The sequence below is a fragment of the Novosphingobium taihuense genome (genome assembly GCF_007830315.1).
Lineage (GTDB): Bacteria > Pseudomonadota > Alphaproteobacteria > Sphingomonadales > Sphingomonadaceae > Novosphingobium > Novosphingobium taihuense.
This window is the reverse complement of record NZ_VLKJ01000006.1, coordinates 237,927-261,419: the sequence shown is the minus strand read 5'-3', so window position 1 is coordinate 261,419 and position 23,493 is coordinate 237,927. Positions and strand designations below refer to the sequence as shown.

Annotated in this window: 23 protein-coding genes; 11 read left to right on the top strand and 12 right to left on the bottom strand. The window is 63.6% G+C overall.

Features of this window, described 5'->3' with window-relative positions; all coding sequences use genetic code 11:
- Nucleotides 1-71: 71 nt before the first annotated feature.
- The 4 genes from yacG to infA are packed head-to-tail and all read right to left on the bottom strand — an operon-like array spanning nucleotide 72 to nucleotide 2,091.
- Nucleotides 72-248: a DNA gyrase inhibitor YacG gene (gene yacG / locus IQ25_RS13865; RefSeq protein ID WP_144906806.1), complete on the bottom strand. Its 177-nt coding sequence runs from the start codon at nucleotides 246-248 to the stop codon at nucleotides 72-74.
- Nucleotides 245-1,237 carry a ribonuclease E/G gene (locus IQ25_RS13860; protein WP_144906804.1) on the bottom strand — a complete coding sequence of 331 codons (993 nt, stop codon included), beginning with the start codon at nucleotides 1,235-1,237 and terminating at the stop codon, nucleotides 245-247. Before IQ25_RS13860 ends, yacG begins: the two co-directional genes overlap by 4 nt.
- Nucleotides 1,238-1,240: 3 nt before the next feature.
- Nucleotides 1,241-1,846 carry a Maf family protein gene (locus IQ25_RS13855; RefSeq protein ID WP_144906803.1) on the bottom strand — a complete coding sequence of 202 codons (606 nt, stop codon included), beginning with the start codon at nucleotides 1,844-1,846 and terminating at the stop codon, nucleotides 1,241-1,243.
- Nucleotides 1,846-2,091 carry a translation initiation factor IF-1 gene (gene infA / locus IQ25_RS13850; protein ID WP_039338683.1) on the bottom strand — a complete coding sequence of 82 codons (246 nt, stop codon included), beginning with the start codon at nucleotides 2,089-2,091 and terminating at the stop codon, nucleotides 1,846-1,848. The genes IQ25_RS13855 and infA overlap by 1 nt, the downstream gene beginning before the upstream one ends.
- A gap of 281 nt (nucleotides 2,092-2,372) precedes the next feature.
- Between infA and IQ25_RS13845 the strand changes: the two genes are divergently transcribed.
- The gene (locus tag IQ25_RS13845) at nucleotides 2,373-4,805 is read left to right on the top strand and encodes a TonB-dependent receptor (protein ID WP_258537037.1); all 2,433 of its coding nucleotides are present in this window, start codon (nucleotides 2,373-2,375) and stop codon (nucleotides 4,803-4,805) included.
- 4 nt (nucleotides 4,806-4,809) lie between these two features.
- Here IQ25_RS13845 and IQ25_RS13840 read toward each other — a convergent pair whose 3' ends face one another.
- Nucleotides 4,810-5,181: a PilZ domain-containing protein gene (locus tag IQ25_RS13840; RefSeq protein ID WP_158637747.1), complete on the bottom strand. Its 372-nt coding sequence runs from the start codon at nucleotides 5,179-5,181 to the stop codon at nucleotides 4,810-4,812.
- Between the two features lie 166 nt (nucleotides 5,182-5,347).
- Between IQ25_RS13840 and uvrC the strand changes: the two genes are divergently transcribed.
- The 4 genes from uvrC to IQ25_RS13820 all read left to right on the top strand — a co-directional run bounded on the left by uvrC (nucleotide 5,348) and on the right by IQ25_RS13820 (nucleotide 9,834).
- Nucleotides 5,348-7,285 (top strand): excinuclease ABC subunit UvrC, encoded by a 1,938-nt coding sequence (uvrC, locus tag IQ25_RS13835; RefSeq protein ID WP_144906798.1) that lies wholly within the window; start codon nucleotides 5,348-5,350, stop codon nucleotides 7,283-7,285.
- 15 nt (nucleotides 7,286-7,300) lie between these two features.
- Nucleotides 7,301-8,359, top strand: a complete 1,059-nt coding sequence (locus IQ25_RS13830) for a PLP-dependent cysteine synthase family protein (RefSeq protein WP_144906796.1) — start codon at nucleotides 7,301-7,303, stop codon at nucleotides 8,357-8,359.
- Between the two features lie 126 nt (nucleotides 8,360-8,485).
- Nucleotides 8,486-9,385: a hypothetical protein gene (locus IQ25_RS13825; protein WP_144906794.1), complete on the top strand. Its 900-nt coding sequence runs from the start codon at nucleotides 8,486-8,488 to the stop codon at nucleotides 9,383-9,385.
- Nucleotides 9,382-9,834, top strand: coding sequence for a hypothetical protein (locus IQ25_RS13820; RefSeq protein ID WP_144906792.1), 453 nt, complete (start codon nucleotides 9,382-9,384; stop codon nucleotides 9,832-9,834). Before IQ25_RS13825 ends, IQ25_RS13820 begins: the two co-directional genes overlap by 4 nt.
- Here IQ25_RS13820 and IQ25_RS13815 read toward each other — a convergent pair whose 3' ends face one another.
- The 5 genes from IQ25_RS13815 to thiL all read right to left on the bottom strand — a co-directional run bounded on the left by IQ25_RS13815 (nucleotide 9,835) and on the right by thiL (nucleotide 16,055).
- A complete protein-coding gene (locus IQ25_RS13815) occupies nucleotides 9,835-10,728 on the bottom strand; it encodes an acyl-CoA thioesterase (RefSeq protein ID WP_144906790.1) in 894 nt (297 codons plus the stop codon). It lies immediately after the preceding gene.
- Between the two features lie 45 nt (nucleotides 10,729-10,773).
- A complete protein-coding gene (locus IQ25_RS13810; protein WP_144906788.1) occupies nucleotides 10,774-11,655 on the bottom strand; it encodes a cupin domain-containing protein in 882 nt (293 codons plus the stop codon).
- Nucleotides 11,652-12,824: a GNAT family N-acetyltransferase gene (locus tag IQ25_RS13805; protein ID WP_258537036.1), complete on the bottom strand. Its 1,173-nt coding sequence runs from the start codon at nucleotides 12,822-12,824 to the stop codon at nucleotides 11,652-11,654. Before IQ25_RS13805 ends, IQ25_RS13810 begins: the two co-directional genes overlap by 4 nt.
- A gap of 109 nt (nucleotides 12,825-12,933) precedes the next feature.
- Entirely contained in the window at nucleotides 12,934-15,057 is a 2,124-nt protein-coding gene (locus IQ25_RS13800) for a sodium-translocating pyrophosphatase (protein ID WP_144906787.1), read from the bottom strand.
- A gap of 122 nt (nucleotides 15,058-15,179) precedes the next feature.
- Entirely contained in the window at nucleotides 15,180-16,055 is an 876-nt protein-coding gene (gene thiL, locus IQ25_RS13795) for a thiamine-phosphate kinase (RefSeq protein WP_144906785.1), read from the bottom strand.
- Nucleotides 16,056-16,161: 106 nt separating this feature from the next.
- Between thiL and IQ25_RS13790 the strand changes: the two genes are divergently transcribed.
- The 6 genes from IQ25_RS13790 (at nucleotide 16,162) to IQ25_RS13765 (ending at nucleotide 21,383) form a co-directional block, all read left to right on the top strand.
- Entirely contained in the window at nucleotides 16,162-17,334 is a 1,173-nt protein-coding gene (locus tag IQ25_RS13790; protein ID WP_144906783.1) for an acetyl-CoA C-acetyltransferase, read from the top strand.
- A gap of 30 nt (nucleotides 17,335-17,364) precedes the next feature.
- Complete coding sequence (locus IQ25_RS13785; RefSeq protein WP_118072143.1) at nucleotides 17,365-18,150, top strand: SDR family NAD(P)-dependent oxidoreductase; 786 nt, start codon at nucleotides 17,365-17,367, stop codon at nucleotides 18,148-18,150.
- Nucleotides 18,151-18,211: 61 nt separating this feature from the next.
- The gene (locus tag IQ25_RS13780; RefSeq protein WP_144906781.1) at nucleotides 18,212-19,084 is read left to right on the top strand and encodes a crotonase/enoyl-CoA hydratase family protein; all 873 of its coding nucleotides are present in this window, start codon (nucleotides 18,212-18,214) and stop codon (nucleotides 19,082-19,084) included.
- The gene (locus tag IQ25_RS13775) at nucleotides 19,081-19,719 is read left to right on the top strand and encodes a TetR family transcriptional regulator (protein WP_144906779.1); all 639 of its coding nucleotides are present in this window, start codon (nucleotides 19,081-19,083) and stop codon (nucleotides 19,717-19,719) included. The genes IQ25_RS13780 and IQ25_RS13775 overlap by 4 nt, the downstream gene beginning before the upstream one ends.
- A gap of 201 nt (nucleotides 19,720-19,920) precedes the next feature.
- Nucleotides 19,921-20,379, top strand: a complete 459-nt coding sequence (locus IQ25_RS13770) for a MarR family winged helix-turn-helix transcriptional regulator (protein WP_144906777.1) — start codon at nucleotides 19,921-19,923, stop codon at nucleotides 20,377-20,379.
- Nucleotides 20,376-21,383, top strand: a complete 1,008-nt coding sequence (locus IQ25_RS13765; RefSeq protein WP_144906775.1) for a fumarylacetoacetate hydrolase family protein — start codon at nucleotides 20,376-20,378, stop codon at nucleotides 21,381-21,383. The genes IQ25_RS13770 and IQ25_RS13765 overlap by 4 nt, the downstream gene beginning before the upstream one ends.
- A 76-nt stretch (nucleotides 21,384-21,459) precedes the next feature.
- On the opposite strand, the gene IQ25_RS13760 is transcribed toward IQ25_RS13765, so the two are convergent.
- Both IQ25_RS13760 and IQ25_RS13755 read right to left on the bottom strand, forming a co-directional pair.
- Nucleotides 21,460-22,464, bottom strand: a complete 1,005-nt coding sequence (locus IQ25_RS13760; protein ID WP_144906772.1) for a type II secretion system F family protein — start codon at nucleotides 22,462-22,464, stop codon at nucleotides 21,460-21,462.
- 16 nt (nucleotides 22,465-22,480) lie between these two features.
- A complete protein-coding gene (locus IQ25_RS13755; protein ID WP_144906770.1) occupies nucleotides 22,481-23,455 on the bottom strand; it encodes a type II secretion system F family protein in 975 nt (324 codons plus the stop codon).
- Nucleotides 23,456-23,493 lie beyond the last annotated feature (38 nt).

Genomic DNA, 23,493 nt, shown 5'->3' with positions numbered 1-23,493 from the left:
ATGGGAAGCGCGCCTATGGCGAAGCGGGGCGTCCTTGGCAAGCCCCATCGCGTGAAAATTTTGGGACCTTCTCAGTCTTCCGGATCTTCCTCAAGCGGGCGGCCGGGGAGGGCGTAGCCGCCTTCGAGCCACTGGACCAGATCGCGGTCCTTGCAGCGGGTTGAGCAGAAGGGGGTGTGCACTTCGCTGCGGGGTTTGCCGCAAATCGGACAGCGCTTCACGGTGGGCCCAGAGGTTGGGGTAGTCATAGCGGAACGCCTTGGGCAAAGCCGCCGAAAAGGGCAAGGCCTGCGTCCGCCTTGCGGCGCACGACACGCCCGGCGCGGCGTGCGAGTTCTCTCTCCCAGTCGCTCTGAAGCGCTTCAAGCACGCGAGGGTTGGCGGTTAGCAGCAGTGCGCCGGGTTCGGTCACGCGCTCAGCCTGGCGCAGCAGCACGCGCGCGGCGGCCGTGGCGGGGTGGCGGGCGTGGCGCGCGACAAGCGAGGGGCGTTCGAGCCGGGCGACGAGGTGGACGAAGCCGAAGCCGTTCATCGCGGTGCGCTCGCCGGTCCAGTCGATCAGCGCATTGCCCAGCGCCTTGTCGATCTGCTGGCGGTCCTGCTTGTCGGCCAGGGTCGGGAAATCGATGCCGATCGCCCCCCCGATATCGAAGCGGTGCAGCGCCTCGGCGATGACCGGCACCGCGGCAAGCGCGAGCTTGAGCGGGGGGAGCGCGCCGTCGATGTCGATCAGGGTCATCGCCGGGGTGGGGCTGACGATTATCGAGCCGCCCGGAAAGGGGATTTCGCCGGTCTGCGCCTGTTCGACGAGTTCATCCCAGCCATGGCGGCCGAATTCGGCGTTGGTGACGGGGAGCGCGCGCAAGGCGGCACCGCTTGCCTCGATCTCCTCGCGCAGAGTGGGAGCGGGGCGGGGTGCTTCGCCGGGGGCGGGGCGGGCGACGGGGAGCTTGGTGCGGCCGCGCTCGGCAATCGCGGCGCGGATCACGCGGACGGTGATCGTTACGCCTTCGGTGGCCTCGCGCGGGAGCTGGTCGATCACGGCTTCGGTGCCGTTTTCGAAGCGGACGATGCCGCGACGGCTGCCGTGGTGGCGCTTGGTGAGGCGGGCCTGTGCAACGAGGCCGGGGCGCAGTGCCTCACCCCATTCCACGCGGGCAGACAGGATGCTGCCGCCCGAGACGAGGATGGCGCGTTCCTCGGCAATGCCGTCTTCATAGAGCCATTGTGCGGACATGCCTCAGCCGACTTTCACGCCAGCGGCGCGCAGCAGACGGCGCGTTTCGAACAGAGGCAGACCGACGACGCCAGAGTGGCTGCCGGAGAGCCAGTCGCAGAATCCCTCGGCGCTGCCCTGGATGGCATAGCCGCCCGCCTTGCCGTGCCATTCGCCGCTGGCGATGTAGGATGCGATTTCCTCGGGCGAGAGGCGCTTGAAGCGCACGATCGTCTCGGACAGGGCTTCGCGCAAGGTGCCGTCAGGGGTGATGACGGCAACGGCGGAGAACACGCGGTGACGGCGGCCGGAGAGCAACGCGAGGCAGTGGCGTGCGGTGGCCTCGTCCTCGGCCTTGGGCAGGATTCGTGCGCCTGCGCCGACGACGGTGTCTCCGGCAAGGACCACGCTGCCGGGGGCGAGAGCGGCTGCGGCGCGCGCCTTCTCTGCGGCCAGGCGCACAGCGTGGGCGCGCGGGCGCTCACCCTTGAGCGAGGATTCGTCGATGTCGGTAGCGACGACGCGGTCGGGCTTGAGGCCGAGGCGGCCCAGCAGTTCAAGCCGACGCGGGCTGGCTGATGCCAGAACCAGTGCGGGGGAAGGGGAAGCGGGCGAAACCTCGCCCGCCATCAGAAGCCGCCGGGGCCGCCGCGACCGGGCATGAAGCGGTAGGTGATGCGGCCCTTGGTCAGGTCATAAGGGGTGAGTTCGACCAGCACTTCGTCGCCCACCAGCACGCGGATGCGGTTCTTGCGCATCTTGCCGGCGGTGTGCCCGAGGATTTCATGGTCGTTTTCAAGGCGGACGCGGAACATCGCGTTGGGCAGGAGTTCCACCACCTGGCCGCGCATTTCTAGGAGTTCTTCTTTCGCCATCGGCGGGCTCGGATGCCTTTATATAGGGTATGGTTCAGTAACGCGCAGATCACCGGATGTGATCCACGCGCACGGGAATTGGGCGGCCCATAGCCTTGCCCGCGCAAAAAGGAAAGGGGGACGCGGTTTGGGCCACCTTTCGTTCAGATAGGCGTCGCGATGTTGCAGTGCGACAAACTGATACGAAATGCGCGTTGTCCGTGAGGAGCCGTTTGGCCACCAATGGCGTTGAACCAGCCGGTGCCGTGCCCGGCGCAAAGCAATTCTGAAGGAACGTGATCGTGAAACCTGCAGCAGCGACTTCGCTGGCGGTATTGGCTTTCTGTCTGGCGGCGGTGAACCCGGTGCTGGCGCAAGATGTCACCGCTGGGACCGACGAGCAGGCGCAGGACAGTGGTCCAGACCAGCTGGAAGACCTCGAAGGCAACGAGATCCTTGCCACGCCCGACCAGATCCTTGTTGTCGCGACGCGGATCAAGGGCCAGGTCGATACGGCGCAGCCACCCATCGCAGTGCTCGATGAAGAGGCGATAGCCTCATACGGCGCAGGATCGTTGCAGGATCTGCTGGCGGCGCTCTCACCGCAGACGTCGTCCGGGCGCGGGCGTGGCAGCGGTGGGCCGGTGGTCTTGCTCAACGGGATGCGCATTTCAGGCTTCCGCGAGATGCGCGGGCTGCCGCCTGAGGCGATCCGCCGCGTCGAGGTTCTGCCCGAGGAGGTAGCGCTGAAGTATGGCTATCGGCCCGATCAGCGGGTGGTGAACTTCATCCTCAAGGACAATTTCAGCGCTTACGGTTCAGACAGTGAACTGCGCCTGCCCAGTGGCGGCGGCTTCACCGAGTGGGAGCAGGAGCTTTCGCTGACCAAGATCACCGGCGGCAACCGCATCAACGTGACCGGTAAGATCGACGATACCAGCCCGCTGACCGAGGCGGAGCGGGGGATCGTGCAGGCCGCCGGAAGCAGCGCAGCGGCGGCGGACTACCGCACTCTGATTGCGGATTCCAAATCGGCACAGCTGAACGCCACGCTGGCGCGGGCACTTGGTGGCGGTGCGGGGCTGAGCGTCAACGTGCTCGCGCAGCGCGATAATTCGCGCTCGCTCAATGGTCTGAACACCATCGTTCTGGATGACACGGGTGTATTGCAGCCCTTGACCCGGCGCACGCGGACCACGACGCTGCAGGCAGGCGCAGCATTGAACAAGCCGCTGGGTGACTGGTATCTGGCGCTTACGGCCGATGGCGGCCATGTCGAGACCAAAACGAGGGTGGACAATAACGGCTACCTGGCTGCCGACAGTGCGCTGTCGAAGACGGATTCGCTGACCAGCCTTGCCACGCTAAGCGGGCGTCCGCTGCGCTTGCCTGGCGGCGAGGCATCGCTGACGGTAAAGGCCGGGTTCGATTATTCAGGTATCGAGAGCAGCGATACGAGAACCACGAGGGGCCAGGTGAACCTGAAGCGCGGTGATGCGCAAGCAGGCTTCAGCCTCGATCTGCCGATCACCAGCCGCAAGGAAGGTTTTGGCGCAGGGGTCGGGGATCTCTCGCTCAATGCCAATGCCGAAGTGCACCGGCTTTCGGACTTCGGCACGCTCTACAACTGGGGCGGCGGGCTGACCTACAGCCCGACCGAGAAGCTGACCCTGCAGGCGAGCTATGTTGCGGCGGACAAGGCCCCGACACTGACCGAACTGGGTGGGCCCTCGATCGTCACAGAGAACGTCTCGATCTACGACTTCTCGCGCGGGGAGACGGTGCTGGCGCGGGTGATTTCGGGCGGCAATCCGAACCTTGTGAAGGAGCGCCAGCGCGACTGGAAGTTCGGGCTCAACTGGACACTGCCGTTCCTCAAGGATTCGACCTTCGTGGCCGAATACTTCCGCAACCGGTCGACCAACACGAGCAACGATTTTCCGCTGCTGACGCCCGAAGTGGAAGCGGCATTTCCGGGGCGTGTGGTGCGCGATGCTTCGGGGCGGATCGTTTCAGTCGACCAGAGCGCTGTGACCTTCGCCGAGGAGAAGGGCTCGCGCCTGCGCTATGGGCTCAATCTTTCGGGCAACTTCGGCAAGCCCGATCCCAATGCCCAGCGGGGGCCGTTTGGCGGCGTACGCGGTGGTAGCGGTAGGCCAGGTGGTCCGCGTGTGGGAGCTGGAGGTCCTCCGCCGGGTGGCGGTCCGCGAATGGGTGGCGGCCGTAGCGGGCCGGGCGGTTTCAATTCCGACGGCCGTGGGCGCTGGAACCTCTCGGTCTTCCACACCATACGCTTCCAGCAATCGGTTCAGATCGCTTCGGGCGGCACGGTGTTGAACCTGCTCGACGGTGATGCGGTCAGCAGCGGCGTTGCGCGCCACTCGCTCGAAATGGAGGGCGGTGGGTTCTATCGCGGATTCGGCCTGCGCTTGAACGGGACCTACACCGGCGGTTCGCGCATCGATGCCAGCGGCTTGCCGGGATCGTCGACGCTGCGGTTCAATCCGATCGCGACGTTCAACTTGCGCCTGTTCGCCGATCTTGGGCGGAAGGAAAAGCTGGTTGAGAAGGTACCGTTCCTCAAGGGCTCGCGCATCTCGCTGTCGGTCGACAACGTGTTCAATGCGCAACAGCGGGTTACCGATGATACCGGAGCGGTACCTCTTCGCTACCAGCCGGGCTATCTCGACCCGCGCGGTCGCGTGTTCGAGATCGAGTTCCGCAAGCAGTTCTGATCAGTCAGACGATCCGGCTCTTGCCCTGCACCCAGGCGCGGGCGCGCTCGATATGGCGCTCGCGTTCGGTGGCGGCGAAGTTGTCGGAAAAATGTCGCAGGGAAACCACCTGTGACAGCGGCAGCTTCTCCTCGAACATCAGCCCGCAGCGTCCGTAGCGCGCCCAACGGACCACGCCGAAGGCTTCGATGTGCTCGCATTGCAGAATCGCAGAGGCACCAACCTGGGGCAGGCCCTCTTCGGGAATGATGGCCGCGCCGGTTGCTGAGAGGTCTTCGAGAATGCAGTGCTGGGTCCCCGTCAGGAGGATCAGTCGGGCGGGCAGGTGCAGGCGTACGCGCGCATCGCTGCGTCGTCCCTGCGGAACCGCGCTCACGCTTGTTCCAGCCCTGCCGAATGGTTTCCCGATCATTCATCAATTGTCGCGCAAAAGCGCTAATTCGACCGAAACGGACCATCGGGGAAAACCCTGATCACTTTGGGGAAACCGGACAGCCAACCATTGCGCCGCGCGCTGCAGGGACTATCTGCAAGAGGACGCCATGGCCCGCACGCCCGCCCCTCCACCCGACCGCGATACCGAGCGCTTCCACGAGGATCGCGCTTCGACGACCGTGCGCGGCGCGGACAAGCCCGACATCGAACTCGGCATATCGGTGATCCGCGATACGGTGAACACGCTGCGGCCCAAGCCCGGCGTCTACCGCATGCTCGATGCGCGCGGCGATGTGCTTTACGTTGGCAAGGCGCGGGCGCTGAAGAACCGCGTCGCCAATTATACGCAAGTCGATCGCCTGCCCAACCGCCTGCGCCGCATGGTCAGCCAGACGCGGTCGATGACCATCGTTACGACCAACTCGGAAGCTGAGGCACTGCTGCTGGAAGCGCAGCTGATCAAGCGCTTCCGCCCGCCCTACAATGTGCTGCTGCGAGACGACAAATCGTTCCCGTTCATTCTGCTGCGCAGCGATCACGCCTATCCGCGCATTCAGAAACATCGCGGCGCGAGGAAGGCCAAGGGCAACTATTACGGCCCCTTCGCCAGCGCGGGCAGCGTCAACACCACGATCAACGCCTTGCAGAAGCTGTTTCTGCTCAGGAGCTGCAACGACGGTTTCATGTCGCGGCGTGACCGGCCCTGCCTGCTCTACCAGATCCGGCGCTGTTCGGCCCCTTGCGTCGACCGGATCGGCCCTGAAGAATACGGCGAGCTGGTGCGGCAGGCTAAGGACTTCCTCGGCGGCAAATCGGGCGCGGTGCAGCGCGAAATCGAGGCGCAGATGCAGGAAGCGGCCGAAGCGCTTGACTTCGAACGCGCCGCCATGCTGCGCGACCGGTTGCGCGCCGCCACGTTCATCCAAGGCAGTCAGGCGATCAATGCCGAAGGTGTCGGTAATGCCGATGTCTTTGCCATGGCGGTCAAGGGTGGGCAGGTGGCGGTGCAGGCCTTCTTCATCCGTGGAGGCCAGAACTGGGGGCATCGCGCCTTCTTCCCGAGCCACACCGAGGGGCTTTCTGAGGAAGAGGTGATGACCAGCTTCCTCGCCCAGTTTTATGAGGAAGTGCCACCGGCACGCCTGATTCTGGTCGACCGTGAACTGCCTGAAGCCGCGCTGCTTGCCGAAGCCTTGTGCGAGGGTGCTGGCGGCAAGGTAGAGATTTCAGTGCCCCAGCGCGGTGATCGGCGCAGGCTGATGGAGCAGGCGCAGCGCAACGCGGTCGAGGCGCTCGACCGGCGCATGGCCGAGAGCGGGACGAAGGCCAAGGTGATGCGCGAACTGGCCGAATTCCTTGAACTGCCCGAAGTTCCGCAGCGTATCGAGGTCTACGACAACAGCCACATCCAGGGTACTAATGCGCTGGGCGCGATGATCGTGGCGGGGCCGGACGGCTTCGTGAAGGCGCAATATCGCAAGTGGAACATCAAGACCGCGCAGACGAACGACGATTTCGGCATGATGCGCGAAGTTATGACCCGCCGCTTCGGCAAGGTTCAGGAGGATGACCCGGATCGCGAGAGCGGGATGTGGCCCGATCTGGTGCTGATCGACGGCGGCAAGGGGCAGATGTCGGCGGTGAAGGATGCCTTGGGTGAACTCGGCATCGAGGACGTGCCGCTGATCGCCATCGCCAAGGGGCCGCATCATGGGCGCGAGGGGCGCGAAGTGTTCCACTTCCCCGACGGGCGCGAGAAGATGCTTCCCGTGAACTCGCCGGTGCTGTTCCACCTGCAGAACATGCGCGACGAGGTTCATCGCTTCGCCATCGGAGCCCACCGCGCCAAGCGCAGTCGGGCGATTACCGCCAGCCCACTCGACGAGATTCCGGGCATCGGGCCCGCCCGCAAGCGTGCGCTGCTCCTGCATTTCGGCACGGCAGGCAAGGTCCGCGCGGCGAGCCTCGATGACTTGCAGCGTGCGCCAGGGGTGAGTGCGGCAGTGGCGCAAACCGTGTATGATTTCTATCATCCGAACGGGTAAAGGATGGAGAAAGCGATGACCGACGACCGGCGCAAGTGGAGCGACGAGGCCGTGCGCCGGATCGAGGCGGACTTCAACCGCTCAGCGGACACCCATCTGATCCGCGTCGAATTGCCGAAGTTTCAGGGCATTACACTTTATCTCAAGGACGAGAGCGTCCATCCTACCGGCAGCCTCAAGCACCGACTGGCACGATCCTTGATCCTCTATGGCCTGTGCAACAACCGTATCGGACCAGGCACGCTGCTGGTCGATGCTACCAGCGGCTCTACCGCCGTGTCCGAGGCCTATTTCGCGAAGCTGATCGGGTTGAAGTTCGTCGCGGTCATCCCGCGCAGTACGTCACCCGCAAAGATCGAAGCGATCCGCTTTCACGGCGGCGACGTCCACATGGTCGACAGTGCGGGCGAGATGTACGCGGCAGCGGAGCGGCTGGCGGCTGAAGGCAACGGCCTTTTCCTCGACCAGTTCACGTATGCCGAGCGCGCGACCGACTGGCGCGGCAACAACAATATTGCGCAGTCGATCTTTCAGCAAATGGCGCGCGAAGATCATCCGGTGCCGGCATGGATCGTTTGCGGGGCAGGGACGGGCGGCACTTCGGCAACGCTCGGCCGCTTCATCCGCTATGGCCGCTACCCCACGCGCCTTTGCGTCGCCGATCCCGAAGGCTCGGTTTTCCACCGCCACCATGCCGATCGTAGCGTTATGGCACCGCCGCAAGGCGCAGGCTGCCTGATCGAAGGCATTGGCCGCCCGCGCGTGGAACCCTCGTTTCTGCCGGAAGTCATCGACCGGATGATCGCGGTACCCGATGGCGCCTCGATCGGAGCCATGCGCGCGATTGCTGCGCGGATCGGCAGGCCTGTCGGTGGTTCGACCGGAACCAATATCCACGCCTGCCTGCAACTGGCAGAGGAAATGACCGCTGAAGGCAAGGCAGGATCCATCGTTACCATCCTGTGTGATTCCGGTCTGCGATATAATCAGACCTATTACGACGACAGCTGGCTCGAAACACAGGGGCTGAACTGGCGCGAGGCAGAACAGCGCGCGGCACTGTTGCTTTCCTGATACGGGCTATGCGTCGAACTACTATTGACGTAACGGTAACCTTGTCTGTTTGCAGCAGATTGATTCCGATGTTGTCTGGTGTTGGAACTTGGTAATTGGTGACGGGATAGCCGGGGGGCTTTTCGAATGTTTGCGGGATGGGTGCGCGTAGCAGCGCTTTCAACTGTGGCGGCAGCACTCCTGGGCTTGCCTGCGCCGCTGTGCGCGCAAGCTGCCAACGGCGTCGGCTCTCCGTTTGAGCTCGCCTTCTGGCAATCCGTTTCCGGAAGTGACGATCCGGCCGTCTACGAAGCCTATCTCCAGCAATATCCGGCGGGAACCTTCGCCGGGCTGGCACGCGTCAAGCTGGCGACCTTGCGCAAGGCGTCGCTTCCCGCCCCGGCAATTGCGTCAGCTCCACCGCCAGTCGCGGCACCGCCGGCGCAAGTGGTTCCTGCCGTGGCAACAGTGGCGCCACCGCCACCACCACCGTCCCGACCTCCGGTACCAGTTGTCGCGCCAGACCCCGCTCCCGTTCGGTCGGAACCGAAAGTGGTTGCGGTGTCTGCACCGGTCGCTGCCTCTGCCGATGCGTCGCAAGCGACCAGCGACGCGAATCTGTTGCTCGAGCTCGCCCGCTCACAGGAAGCGGGCGCAGGGACTGGCCGTGTTGCTGCCGCGCAAGGATTTTCCGTTCCGCCGCGCCCTGTGTTGAGCGACGTCACCGATCTGCCTTTGCCAACGGCGTTCTGCTCGGCCGATCAGCGCAATGCTTTCTACGAAACCCGGTACAAGCCCCTGCTGGATGTTGCCCGCGCCAACAATGCGGCCGCCATCGCCTATATGCAGAAGTTGCAGCAGGACTATGACAGCTACCAGTTGGCGCGCGACCCGACGCCTATGAACGTGCTCGCCGCAGAAGCCAGCGCCTACCAGCAGCAGGTTGCGGCCAGCACTTATGCACGGCAGGCGGCGCTTGTCCGCCAGTTCGACGAGATCATGGCTGTGCCGATCAACTCCTGCCAGATCGCGACCGCGACGAAATGAGGCGCGGCGTCCAACTCGCGATGGCCTCGATCCTGCTCGCGGCAAGTCCCGCCCGGGCAGAGTCTTGCCTCGACCGCGAAACGCTGACCGCCGCGCGCATACATGAGTTTGAAACGATGATGATGGCCGTGTCCCTGCGCTGCAAAGCCATCGGTACCGACATCGTCCCGGTCTACGAAGCCATGCTCGGCACGCACCGCCCGGTCTTCTCGGCTGCCGACCGCCGGTTGCGGGCGTTTTTCGCCCCGCAGAAGCGCGCCTACGAAAGCTACGCTACCCAGCTTGGCAACCGCTATGGCGGCGGAGCAACTGATCCTGCCAACTGCCGGAGATTTGAGCGTGTTGCCCGTGAGCTGGCAGCCCAGCCCGGCGTATCCTCGTTGGGCCGGGTGGTTTACGCCATGATCGAACGGCCGCGCATCAGCGGCGCAGTCTGTCCGGCCCCCTGATCAGTCCCGCGCTGGGAATGGCGCCACAGGGCGGATAAGCCCTTCCTGCGCGACACTAGCCACCAGCCTGCCATCCCGCGTGTAGATACGGCCACGGTTGAAACCTCGTGCCCGGCCCGCCCAAGGGCTGTCACAAGCATAGAGCATCCACTCGTCGGCCCGGAAATCGTCATGGAACCAGATGGCGTGGTCAAGGCTCGCGCTGACGATCGAGCCGTCGCCGATTCGCAGGTCCGGATGTGGCAGCACAGAGGTGCCCAGAAGAGCCATGTCGCTCGCATAGGCGAGAACTGCGCGATGGAGCTTTGCGGAATCCGGCAGGGGGGCGACCGAACGGAACCAGATGTGCGAGACAGGTTCACGCACCTTGTCGCTGCTCCAGCGATCCGGATCAACTGCGCGCAATTCTATGGGACGAGGGCCAAGTTGCACCACCCTACCGTCGCGCATCGTGTGGTGGCGCCGGGACCACGTGCTCGTCAGCGTTTCGGGTGCCGGGACATCAGGCATCGTCGTAGTATGTTCGGCACCGGGCTCGACGCGCTGAAACGATGCGATCATGTTGAAAATCGTCTTGCCTAGCTGGCTAGCCACCACGCGCCGGTTCGAGAAGCTGCCGCCATCGAGGTCGCGCTCTACCTTGAAGTCGATCTCGTGGTCTTCGCTGCCGCCGCGCAGAAAATAGGCGTGGAGCGAATGGACGGGGCGATCGTCGGGGACGGTACGCTCGGCGCTGGCCAGCGCCTGTCCGATAACCTGTCCGCCGAAAACGCGGCCTATTCCGCCGATCTTGCGGGCACCTTCGAAGCGGTCGCCGCCTTGGTCTTTGACGTCGAGCAGGTCGAGCAGGCGCGCGACCAGTTCCTGCGGAGTCGGATTGTCGTTGTCGGTCATGCCTTGCCGATGAACCGACTGCCCGTTTCCGTCAACGGTATCGGATCACCGCAGGCCGCGCGCCTTGGAATAGACACGCCAGGCCAAGGCCTTTGCGCGGTTGGACGCGGGCCAACGTCCGGGCGCGCGAGGCGTGATCCCGATCCGGCGCAGCAAGCCGTTGAAGGCGCGTGCATCGGCCTCAGCAAAGCTCCATTCGGAGCGCCAGGTGATCGACAGCGAGACCGACGCAGTTGAGCCGTTGTTCACGAAATGTGGGGACATCACGGGGACGTAGAGTGCCTCGCCCGGCGAAAGCGACCATTGCTTGCCTGCAGGCAGCAACTCGTCGCGCCAGAACAGCTCGCGCCCGCCGCCAGTATGATAGCCCTCGTGCGTCTCGTCGGGTGCGAAGCGGGCATCGCCTGCAGGGAACATGGTCATGACCTTGGAACCCATGACCTGTAGCAGGATGTTGTGCTCCGGGTCGAAGTGGTAGGGAGTGACGCCGCCCGGGCTGGTGACGAAGACGAATCCCTGCGGTTTCAGCATCGCCCCGGTGCGCGCCTCGATCACGGGGCGCAACTCGGCGAGCAGGTCTGCCAGCAATTCGGCATAGGCGGGGCACTGTTCGATGTTCTTGAGTGCGGCCCAGCTGCCAGTGGAGCCAATGTTGCGGATCGTCTCCCCGATGCCGATGCCGTTGGCCGGGGCTTTCACGCCATTGAGGCCGATTGGCAGTGCGGCGCGGTTGTATTCGACCGAGCGCTGCGGCAGCGATTCGCCAAGGCAGGCGAGTGCATCGAGCTGCATCAGCGGATGCATGCCGAGCCGGTGGACCAGCTTATGCGGGATTTCCGGATAGGATGCCGCGAAGGTCGCGCGCGACGTCTCGTCGAAGGTGTCGAGCGGGGCGGTGCCTGTAAATGCGGTGAAGGGCTGGTTCATCGGTCGAGTCCGGCAGGATTGCGCCCGAGTTCGAGCGCAACGAGGATTTCGAAGAGCGCGCGACGTGCCTTGCCGCCGATGGCCACTGAAATGCGCCCGATGGGGCGACGCTCGGTCCACAGGCTGTCGATCATCGGATGATCGGGTGCGGCGCAACTGTCGCACCAAGACACTTCGGGGCGCGAGAGCATGGCGAGGTTCTCGCGCTGGAGCAGCACGCCTGGGGAATAGCGTGCGAAATCCTCGTCGAAGGCGGTCTTGAACGAGAAGCTGCCGGGCGGGGTGAGGAAGTTGGCGAGCATGGCGATGCGCCGACCATCGAGCGAGAGGGCAAGGCGTTCGAGCTTTCCGAGCTTGGCGGCCTCGACCAAGGCAGTGCGAAACAGGCTGGCGGTTGCAGGCGCGCTGGCCATCGCGCTGCCGCTGGAGCCCTTCCAGCCGCGCATCTCCAAGGCCAGGAAGTCCTCAATCCACTGCGCTACGTCGCCATCGGTGCCTGTGTCGCGCGCAAACGTCAGAGCGCCCTGTTCGGCAAGGCGGGCATGCTGGCGGCGCAGTTCCTTGCGCTTCTTTCCGGCCAGGGCACGTTCGAGATAGCGGTCGGGTGATAGCGGCGAATGCAGGAGCGCGCGTTCTTCGCGCATGACCAGAGCAGCGCGGCGACCATGGTTGCCAGCGAGATCGAACAGCGCCTGCGTCAGCGGCTGCTCCAGCGGCATGGCGGCAAGGTGCAGGAACAAGGCCTGCGATGCACCGGCGTTGGCGTCGGCCCAGTCTGCCACCGCTTTCCAGAAGGGCAGTTCACAGCCGGCTCGGACAAGGGGAGCGCCAAGAAAGGCGTTGGGATGCAACCACGTCGACAGGTGCGGGATTGGCCAGCGGGCATAGCGGCGCGGCGTTGTGATCGGCATGAGGCCGACCAGTTCGCCGCCGATCTCGACCGTTAGCAGCCGTCCGGTGCCCTTGGGATCGAACGCTTGCAGCGCGGGCAGCAGGTACCACGGTTCGAAGAAGGGGTTTGGCGTCGATGCGCCGTCAGCCAGCGCCTGCCAGCTGGAGCGCTGCTCGTCGCCTGTCCAATCGCCCCACGAAGCAACCTGCGCAACAGGTTCGCCTGCAGGAGCAAGCGGCACAGGGCGGGCCACGGCAATGAAAGGTACGGCGTTCACGCCTCGGGTCTTAGAGGCAATGCGCGAAAACCCGGTTAACGAAGCACCAGAAGAAAAGCCCACCCGGTTGGAACCGGGTGGGCCAGAGTTGCGTCGGTTCAGGTAACGATCAGCCGGCGGCGTGGCTTGCCAGAGCTGCAAGGAGCAGCAGGGCCACGATGTTGGTGATCTTGATCATCGGGTTAACGGCAGGGCCGGCAGTGTCCTTGTAGGGATCGCCCACCGTATCGCCGGTCACCGCAGCCTTGTGGGCTTCGCTGCCCTTGCCGCCATGGTGGCCGTCTTCGATATACTTCTTGGCATTGTCCCATGCGCCGCCGCCCGAGGTCATCGAGATGGCAACGAACAGGCCGCCGACGATCACGCCGAGCAGCAGTGCGCCAAGCGCGGCAAAGCCGTTGGCCTGGCCTGCGACTGCGGCGATCACGAAGTAGACCGCAATAGGTGCGAGCACCGGCAGCAGCGACGGAATGATCATTTCCTTGATCGCCGCCTTGGTCACAAGATCCACAGTCCGGGCATAGTCGGGCTTGGACGTGCCAGCCATGATGCCCGGATTTTCGCGGAACTGGTCACGCACGTCGATCACCACGTCGCCCGCCGCGCGGCCCACTGCGGTCATGCCCATCGCGCCGAAAAGGTACGGCAGGAGCGCGCCGAGCAGCAGCCCGACGATGACATACGGGTTTTCGAGGCTGAAGCTGACCGCAAGGTTCGGGAAGAACTCGCGAAGATCAGTGGTGTAGGCGGCGAACAGGACGAGCGCGGCAAGCCCCGCAGATCCGATCGCATAGCCCTTGGTCACGGCCTTGGTGGTGTTCCCAACAGCGTCGAGCGCGTCGGTCTTTTCACGGACCGAATCGTCGAGGCCTGCCATTTCGGCAATGCCGCCCGCGTTGTCGGTGACAGGACCGTAGGCATCAAGCGCGACGACCATGCCAGCCAGCGCCAGCATCGCGGTTGCCGCATAGGCAATGCCGATCAGCCCGGCGAGCTGGTAGGCAATGATGATGCCCGCGCAGATCACGATCGTCGGCATCGCGGTCGATTCAAGGCTGATGGCCAGACCCTGGATGACGTTGGTGCCGTGGCCGGTTTCCGACGACTTGGCGATCGAGCGCACCGGACGATAGTTGGTGCCGGTGTAGTACTCGGTGATCCAGATGATCAGGCCAGTGATGACCAGACCGAGCAGCGAACAGTAGAACAGCACGCGGCCGGTGAAGGTCACCGTGTTGTCGAGGATGGTGTAGCTCATCGGCGCTTCCATGTCGCCCAGCGCATAGGAGATCGCCCACCAGATTGCCCCGATCGAAAGCACGGCAGTAACAAGGAAGCCCTTGTACATGGCGCCCATGATGTTGTTCGACGAGCCGAGCTTCACGAAGTAGGTGCCGATGATCGAGGTTACGATGCAGACGCCCCCGATCAGCAGCGGGAGCGCCATCATGGCGCCAAGGGCATCGCCCAGACCCTTGAGCAGCAGCGCGGTAAGGACCATCGTTGCGCCCACGGTCACGACGTAGGTCTCGAACAGGTCTGCGGCCATGCCGGCGCAGTCGCCGACGTTGTCGCCCACGTTGTCGGCGATCACGGCAGGGTTGCGCGGATCGTCTTCGGGGATGCCCGCTTCCACCTTGCCGACGAGGTCGGCGCCGACGTCAGCGGCCTTGGTGAAGATGCCGCCGCCAAGACGGGCGAAGATCGAGATCAGCGATGCGCCAAAAGCCAGCGCGACCAGCCCGTCGACGACGGTACGGTCATCGCCGCCCACGGTGTATCCCGCGATGTCGGTCAGGTAGTGGTAGAACACCGCGATCGCGAGCAGGGCAAGGCCCGCCACCAGCATGCCGGTAATGGCGCCCGCGCGGAAGGCGAGGGTCAGGCCGGCCTGAAGGCCGTTCTGTGCCGCAGCTGCCGTGCGCACGTTCGAACGCACCGAGATGTTCATCCCGATGAAGCCCGCCACGCCCGAAAGCACCGCGCCGATCACGAAGCCGGTGGCCGAGATCGTGCCGAGCGTTGCCGCAATGATCACGGCCACGACCACGCCGACGATGGCGATGGTGGTGTACTGGCGCTTGAGATAGGCTTGCGCGCCTTCCTGGATGGCTGCGGCGATTTCCTGCATCTTGGCATTGCCCGCCGGGCTTCCAAGCACCTGGCGGCTGGTCACGAAGCCATAAACGATGGCCAGCAACCCGAATAATATCGATAAAACGACTAGGTTCACGTTGGCATCCCCCTTTATCTCCCGGACCCGCAAAGGCCCGTCCCCGTCGTTGCGGGTCGGGCGGGAAGCTATAGCTTTATTTCTGACCCGCAAGCCCTTCCATGACTTGGATCAAGGCGTTTTTAATTGTGCATATAACCCAGATTGCCATGCGGCACTGCACCATCGACGATAACAGGTGATGCGGTTGCAGCGATGGCTGAGCCTATGCAGTGCGCGGCCACGGGAGGAGCCATCCCGGCGGGGAGGGTGAAAAGCAGTTCGTAATCATCGCCCCAGCGCATGGCTTCGTCGTGCCGCGCGGCGGGAAGGTCGGCGGGGAAGGGCACTACGCTGCTGTCGATCGTGAAGGTCACGCCGCTGGCTCGCGCCATGCGGGCGGCATCGATCAGCAAGCCATCCGAGACGTCCATCATCGCCGTGGCGAGCGGGGCGAGCGTGCGACCTTCGGCAAGGCGCGGGGTGGGGCGTCGGAAGGCGATGCTGTCTGATCCGGTCATGTCCCGCATCGCTTCAAAGCCGAGCATCGCGGCGCCAACAGGTCCGGTAAGCCAGAGCTTGTCACCTTCACTGGTGCCGTCCCTTCCCGGCACAGGCGAGCATGTCGCGCGTCCTAACGCCGTCAGCCCGAGGCTTCGGGGGCCATAGCCGCTGACGGTATCGCCCCCCAGCAAGGGCACGCGAAACGTATCCAGCGCTTGCCCCAGCCCTTCGACGAACCGCGCGTCCTGCTCACCCAGCGTGAAGCCGAGCAGCACGCCGACCGGCTCCGCTCCCTTGGCGGCGAGGTCCGAGAGGTTGGTGGCCACCAGTTTCCACGCCACGTCGGCCATGTCCTGGCCCGGCAGCCAATGTACGCCCTCGACCATCATGTCGTGCGTCAGGATCAGCGTTTCAGTGCCGAACGGCAGGACCGCGCAGTCATCTTCCAGTCCGCGCGCAGCGGGATGCGTGGCAAGCGCGCGTAGCGCTTCGATAAAGGCGAATTCCTTGCTCACGCGAAGATCTATGGGGCGGGGGAGGGAACTCCACAAGCCCGCTTGACCATCGCGGCCGCACTGCTTAATCGTTCGATTAAATGAGCTTTGCGAGGAGTCGAGTGAAATGGCCACAGCCTATATCGTTGATGCGGTGCGTACCGCCGGTGGGCGCCGTGGCGGCAGGCTTGCCGGCGTGCATCCGGTGGACCTCGCCGCGCGCAGCCTCGATGCGATCGTGGCGCGCACCGGCATCGATCCCACGGCCATCGACGATGTGATAATGGGCTGCGTGACGCAGGCCGGGCAGCAGGCAATGCAGGTTGGCCGCAATGCCGTACTCGCCTCGAAGCTTCTGCCGCAATCGACGCCAGCCGTTTCCATCGACCGCCAGTGCGGCTCCTCGCAGCAGGCGATCCAGTTCGCGGCGCAGGCTGTGATGTCGGGCGTGCAGGACGTGGTGATTGCTGCGGGCGTCGAAAGCATGAGCCGCGTGCCCATGGGCTCGAACGCCACCTTCCACATGAAGGAGGGCCTGGGGCACTACAAGTCGCCCGGACTTGAGGAAAAGTATCCGGGGATCATGTTCTCGCAGTTCATGGGCGCAGAAATGATCGTCAGGAAGCACGGCTTCACAAAGGACGAACTCGACCGCTTCGCTCTGTCGAGCCATCAGAAGGCGATTGCCGCAACGCAGGCGCAGGCTTTTGCGAACGAGATCGTGGGCGTGGAGATCGAGACTCCCGAAGGCCCGGCCATGCACACCGTGGACGAAGGCATCCGCTTCGATGCCACGCTCGAAAGCATTGCCGGGGTCAAGCTGCTCAATCCCGAAGGCTCGCTAACCGCTGCCAGTTCCAGCCAGATCTGCGACGGGTCGAGCGCTGTGCTTGTCGTCTCGGAAGCCGCGCTCAAAGCCCACGGCCTCACCCCGATTGCCCGCATCCACAACCTGACCGTGACGGCAGGCGATCCTGTGATCATGCTCGAAGAGCCGCTTTTTGCCACTGACCGCGCGTTGCAGCGCGCGGGCATGAAGATCTCCGACATCGACCTTTATGAGGTAAATGAGGCATTTGCCTCAGTGCCCATGGCCTGGCTCAAGCACACCGGTGCCGATCCGGAAAAGCTCAACGTCAATGGCGGCGCCATCGCGCTTGGCCATCCGCTTGGCGCATCAGGTACCAAGCTCATGGCCACGCTTGTTCACGCCCTGCGCGCGCGGGGCGGCAAGTATGGCCTGCAGACGATGTGCGAAGGCGGGGGCGTTGCCAACGTCACCATCATCGAAGCCCTTTGATTTTCCAGTCTCTGAGAGAGGATTGACTCCATGAAGCTCGACAACACCGTTGCCGCCGTCGTTACCGGTGGCGCTTCCGGCCTTGGTGCCGCCACGGCCCGCGCGCTTGCCGCCAAGGGGGTGAAGGTCGCCATTTTCGACCTGCAGAAGGAAAAGGGCGAGGCCATGGCTGCCGAGATCGGCGGCGTGTTCTGCGAAGTGAACGTGACCAGCGACGAAAGCGTGGATGCTGGTTTCGCCAAGGCCCGTGCCGCACATGGCCAGGAGCGCATCCTCGTCAATTGCGCAGGTACCGGCAACGCGATCAAGACTGCCAGCCGCTCGAAGGAAACCGGCGAGATCAAGCACTTCCCGATGGATGCCTTCAATTGGATCATCCAGATCAACCTCGTCGGCACCTTCCGCTGCATCGCCAAGTCGGCAGCCGGCATGATGACGCTCGATCCGTGTGACGAGTTCGGCGAGCGTGGTGCGATCGTCAACACCGCATCGGTTGCGGCAGAGGATGGCCAGATGGGCCAAGCCGCCTATTCGGCTTCGAAGGGTGGCGTCGTCGGCATGACCCTGCCGATCGCGCGCGATCTGATGAGCGAGGGCATCCGCGTCAACACCATCCTGCCGGGCATTTTCAACACCCCGCTGCTGCAGGGCGCGCCCCAGAACGTGAAGGATGCGCTTGCCGCTTCCGTTCCGTTCCCCAAGCGCCTCGGCATGCCCGAAGAATATGCCAACCTTGCCATGTGCATGATCGAGACCGGATACTTCAACGGCGAGGACGTTCGTCTCGACGGGGCGATTCGCATGGCGCCGCGTTGATCTGACGACATGGTGAGAGGCGGGGCATCGACCCCGCCTCCATCGACTTGGGAGAGGTTTCTTGGCCGACTACACGCAGATCAAGCTCGACATCGCCGACGGCATCGCAACGATCACGTTGCACCGTCCGGAAAAGATGAACGCCTATACCGGCACGATGATGAACGAGATGATCAACGCGTTTGATTGCACAGACGCTGACGACAGCGTGCGGGCGGTGATCGTGACCGGGGCAGGGGACCGCGCGTTCTGTGCCGGGGCCGACCTCACCCCCGATGATGGCAAGCATGTGTTCTCAAGCGGCGAAGCGGTAGAAGACCTGTCCGACCCGCGCGTGCGCGATGGCGGCGGCATGCTGACCTTGCGCATTTTCCAGTCGAAGAAGCCGGTGATCGGCGCGATCAATGGCGCCGCGGTGGGCGTGGGCGTGACCATGCAATTGCCGATGGATATCCGCCTCGCTTCGAAGAAGGCGCGCTTCGGTCTTGTATTCGCCCGTCGCGGGATCGTGCCTGAAGCGGCTTCCAGCTGGTTCCTGCCGCGCATTGTCGGAATGCCGCAAGCGCTGGAATGGTGCATGACCGGCCGGGTCTTCGACGCAGAGGAGGCCTTGCGCGGCGGTCTGGTGCGGTCGTTGCACGAACCCGAAGACCTTATGCCCGCGGCGATTGCTCTGGCGCGCGAGATTGCTGACAATACCAGCGCAGTCTCGGTTGCGATGACCCGCGCGATGCTGTGGCACAATCCCAATTTCTCGCACCCGATGCAGGCGCATCAGATTGATAGCAGGGCAATTTATACCCTATCGCGCGGCGGCGATGCAGCAGAAGGCATCGCAAGTTTCCTTGAAAAGCGCGCTCCCCGCTACCCTGGACGCGTTTCTTCGGATATGCCTGCGTTTTATCCGTTTTGGAACGAGCCGGGTTGGGAATGAATACAGAAGTGCAAAAGGGGGAAAGCCTCGAAACGCCGGGTGCACGTGATCTGCTGCTGCAGACCGCCTCAAGCATCATGCGCGAGGGTGACGTGGTCGATATATCGCTGTCCGAGCTGAGCCTGCGGTCAGGCCTGAACTCGGCTCTGGTGAAGTACTATTTCGGCAACAAGGCCGGGATGCTCAAGGCCTTGCTCGATCGTGACATGGAAAATATTGTCAAGTCGGTCGATGCCCTTCTCGCCAAGGATGACATGAGCCCGGAAGCCAAGCTTCGCCGCCATATCTCCAAGAGCATCGATACCTATTACGACTATCCTTATCTCAATCGCCTGCTCATGCGCCTTGTGCGCGACAGCGATGAGACCGAAGCCAAGCGCATTGCCGACCAGTACCTCCTGCCGTTGCACCGCGCCTACAATCGGTTCATCGGCGATGGCGTGAAGGCTGGTGTTTTTCGGCCGATCGATCCGCAGCTGTTCTATTTCACCGTGACCGGTGCAGCTGATCGCTTTTTCTCGGCCAGACTGGTGCTGAAGCATTGTTTTGATCAGGACACCCTGACCGAGGGGCTGCGCGACAGCTACCGCGAACACACCGTCGATTTCATCATGGCGGGCATCCTCGCGCACTGATCGCGCAGGCCACATTGACGGAGCTTTGGCCGCAGCAAAGCCGCTTTTGTTGCGGCCTGCGCGGGCAATAGTTGAGCGCGCAGTGGGTAAAGAAAATTTCGTTTGGCACCGTCCTTGGTAATCAATTAGCGGGAAATGCGCGGCTTGGTGTCACTTTATTTCGCTCTTGCACACCGGGCTGGTTTCATGTGATACGAAATCATGCCTCAGACACAGACCCGTCTTTCCGATTTCCTGCCATACCGGATGGCAATCACCTCGAATGCGGTGAGCGGCTTGATCGCGGGCGAGTACCGCAGCGAATTCGGCCTGAAGATCCCAGAATGGCGGATCATGGCCGTCCTCGGCGATGCTGGAGCGTTGACCCAGCGCGATCTCGTCCGAGCCACGCTGATGGACAAGGTTGCGGTCAATCGTGCCTGCAAGGTGCTTGAGGAGCGCAGTCTGCTGCAGCGCAGCCCGAACGAACTGGACGGTCGCTCGCATCATCTCGAACTGACGACGGCGGGCCGTGATCTCCATGGCAAGATCTGGCCGCAGGCGGTCGAAATGTACGACAAGATCTTCGCCGCCATCACCCCTCGCGAGCAGGAAAAGCTGCGCGTCATTCTCGAAAAGCTGCTGAAGGCCGCACGCACCATTGAAGGCGACTGCAAGTGAAGCTGGCATCACTGCCGCAAGGACGTGACGGTCGGTTGATCGTCGTGTCCGATGACCTTGCCTGGTACGCGGATGCCGATCACATCGTGCCGACGATGCAGGCTCTGCTTGATGATTGGGATCGCTATTGCCCGATGGTCGAGTCTCTGGCGATCGAGCTTTCCCATGAGGCCATTCCGCGCAAGCGCTTTCACGAGCGTGAGGCCTGCGCCCCGCTGCCCCGCGCGTACCAGTGGGCCGATGGCAGCGCTTACGTCAATCACGTCGAACTCGTGCGCAAGGCACGTGGCGCGGAGCTTCCGGAGAGCTTCTGGACTGACCCCCTGATGTATCAGGGCGGCAGCGACGATTTGCGCGGTGGCCGCGATCCGCTGCTGCTTGCCGACGAATCGTGGGGTTGTGATCTCGAAGCAGAGATCGTTGTCGTCACCGGTGACGTGCCGCAGGGTGTCAGCGCTGAGGAGGCCTTGGGCTACATTCGCCTCGTCGGCCTCGTCAACGACGTATCGTTGCGCAACCTTATTCCCGGCGAACTCGCCAAGGGTTTCGGCTTCGTCCAGTCCAAGCCGGCAAGCCACTTCTCGCCGGTCTTCGTCACCCCGGCCACGCTGGGCGAGGCTTGGGGGCATGGCAGACTTGCCCGCACGCTGGCGATCGACGTGAACGGCCAGCCATTTGGCAGGGTCGAAGCCGGCGAGGAATGCACCTTCGATTTCGGCGTGCTGATCTCGCACCTGGCCAGAACGCGCAAGCTGGTCGCAGGGTCGATCATCGGTTCCGGCACCGTTTCCAACCGCGATCCCGATGGTTCGCCGGGAAGGCCGGTTGCGCAGGGAGGCCGCGGTTACGCCTGCATTGCCGAGCAGCGCATGGTCGAGACCATCGCGGCAGGCGAACCGACCACGCCGTTCCTGAAGTGGGGCGATACGGTGCGGATCGAGATGCGCGACGCCAAGGGCAAGAGCATCTTCGGCGCGATCGATCACACCGTCACGCGCTCCTGAACAAAGCCAACGGGCAAACGAAAAGGGCCCCGCCGGAATATCCCGGCGGGGCCCATTTCGTTTGAAAGCTACCTGATCAGGTCTTCTTGTGGATCAGGGTGTCGCTGATCGAGCAGGCTGCGGGGCCAAGGATCACGATGAACAGCACCGGCAGGATGAACAGGATCAGCGGGATGGTCATGATCGCGGGCAGCCGTGCGGCCTTTTCCTCGGCGCGCATCATGCGTTCGTTACGGAATTCGGCCGAGAGCACACGCAGGGCCGAGGCCAGAGGCGTACCGTAACGTTCGGTCTGTACCATGGTCGTCACCACGCCCTTCACCGATTCAAGGTCGACGCGATAGGCGAGGTTTTCGAAGGCCTGGCGGCGTTCGGTCAGGAACGAAAGCTCGATCGCGGTCAGCGCGAATTCGTCGCCCAGTTCCGGATATGCACGGCCCAGTTCGCGCGCCACGCGACTGAAGGCAGCGTCGACGGTGAGACCTGCCTCGGCGCAGATCACCAGCAGGTCGAGTGCATCGGGCAGGCCCTTGCGGATCGCGTTGGTGCGCTTGGAGACCATGTTCTGGATGAAGACGTCAGGCCCCTTGTAGCCAGCAATCAGCATGAACATGAAAGCGCCCATGCGCTTCATCGGGCTCCAGTCGCCAAACATGTTGGTCCAGTAGAACATCAGCGCGCCGAGAAGTCCGAGCGCGATCGGCCCGACCAGACGACCGAGAATGACCGCGACCGCCCATTCCTTCTTGCGGATGCCTCCCTGCGCCAGCTTCTGCTGGATGACCTTGAGCTGGCTGTCCTGCAGAACCTTCAGCGATTCGAGGAAGCCGCGGATCTGGTCGGTGGTCTGGTTCCGGCGGACAATGCTCTGACGCTTGCGGGCATTGGCGGTGACGATCCCGGCCTTGAGCTGCTCGCGCCGCTCGTTCAGCGCCTTGACGCGCCTGGCCATCGGATCGCGCACGGTAACTGCAGCATAGATCGCCAGCATCACAGCCGCAGCCGCGATTCCCAGCAGGATCGAACCGATAAGGTAGACATCGAAGCCGAGCAGTGTCGGTCCGGGCGGGTTCTGAATCATGACCTTTCCTTCCCGCTCAGATTTCGAAGCTGACCATCTTGGCCATGATGAACGAACCGATACCCAGCCAGGTCAGCCCGCCGAGCCCGGCGATGATCAGACGGTCGTCGACGAAGAACTTCCCGAGGTAAGACGGGTTGAGCCAGTAGATCAACGCGAAGACGATGAAGGGCAACGAGCCGACGATATAGGCCGACGCCTTCGATTCCGAGCTCATCGCCTTGATCTTCAGCTTCATCTGGGCACGCTTGCGCAGCACGTCCGAGAGGTTCGAAAGCGTCTCGGCAAGGTTGCCACCGGTTTCACGCTGGATGGCAAGAGTGATGCAGAAGAAGTTGAATTCAGGCAGGTTCAGACGGTCCGCCGTATCCTGCAGCGCTTCTTCCATGGTCCGGCCGACCTTGATGCGGTCAGTCACCAGCTTGAACTCCTCGCCGACCGCGCCGGGAAGCTCGGTGGCGACCACGCCCAGGGTTTCGGTTACCGGCAGGCCAGAGCGCAGGCCGCGAACCAGCAGGTCGAGCGCATCCGGCAGGCGGGTGGTGAAATTGTCGACGCGCTTGTTGATCGCACGCGAGACGAAGAAGTGCGGCAGACCGCTGCCCACCAGAACGCTGGCACCCAGCGCCAACAAGGGGGCGCCTGTCTTCAGGTACACGGCAATCAGGATGAACAGGGCAAGTCCGCCGCTGACATAGAGATACTGCGACAGCGTCCAGCCCTTGCCGGTACGGTGCAGGCGTAACTCGAGCGCCTCCATGCGCGAACCAGACCCCGCGATCTTCATCGTCCGCGGCTTGCGGGAGGCCAAGGTCTTGCGGTATTGGGCCTCGACCTTATCGATTGCGCTGTCCGAGTGCCGGAAGCGGACCGACTGCAGACGTCGCCCGCTTTCCTTCGACGCGGAAGGGCCTGAAAGCGCCGCATAGCCCAGCACCATCGCCACCATCATGCCGGCGGACATCAGAATCAGCTGGGTTATGCTCGTCATTGCCGGTCCGTTCCTGTCACCTTGAGATCATGGCGCCG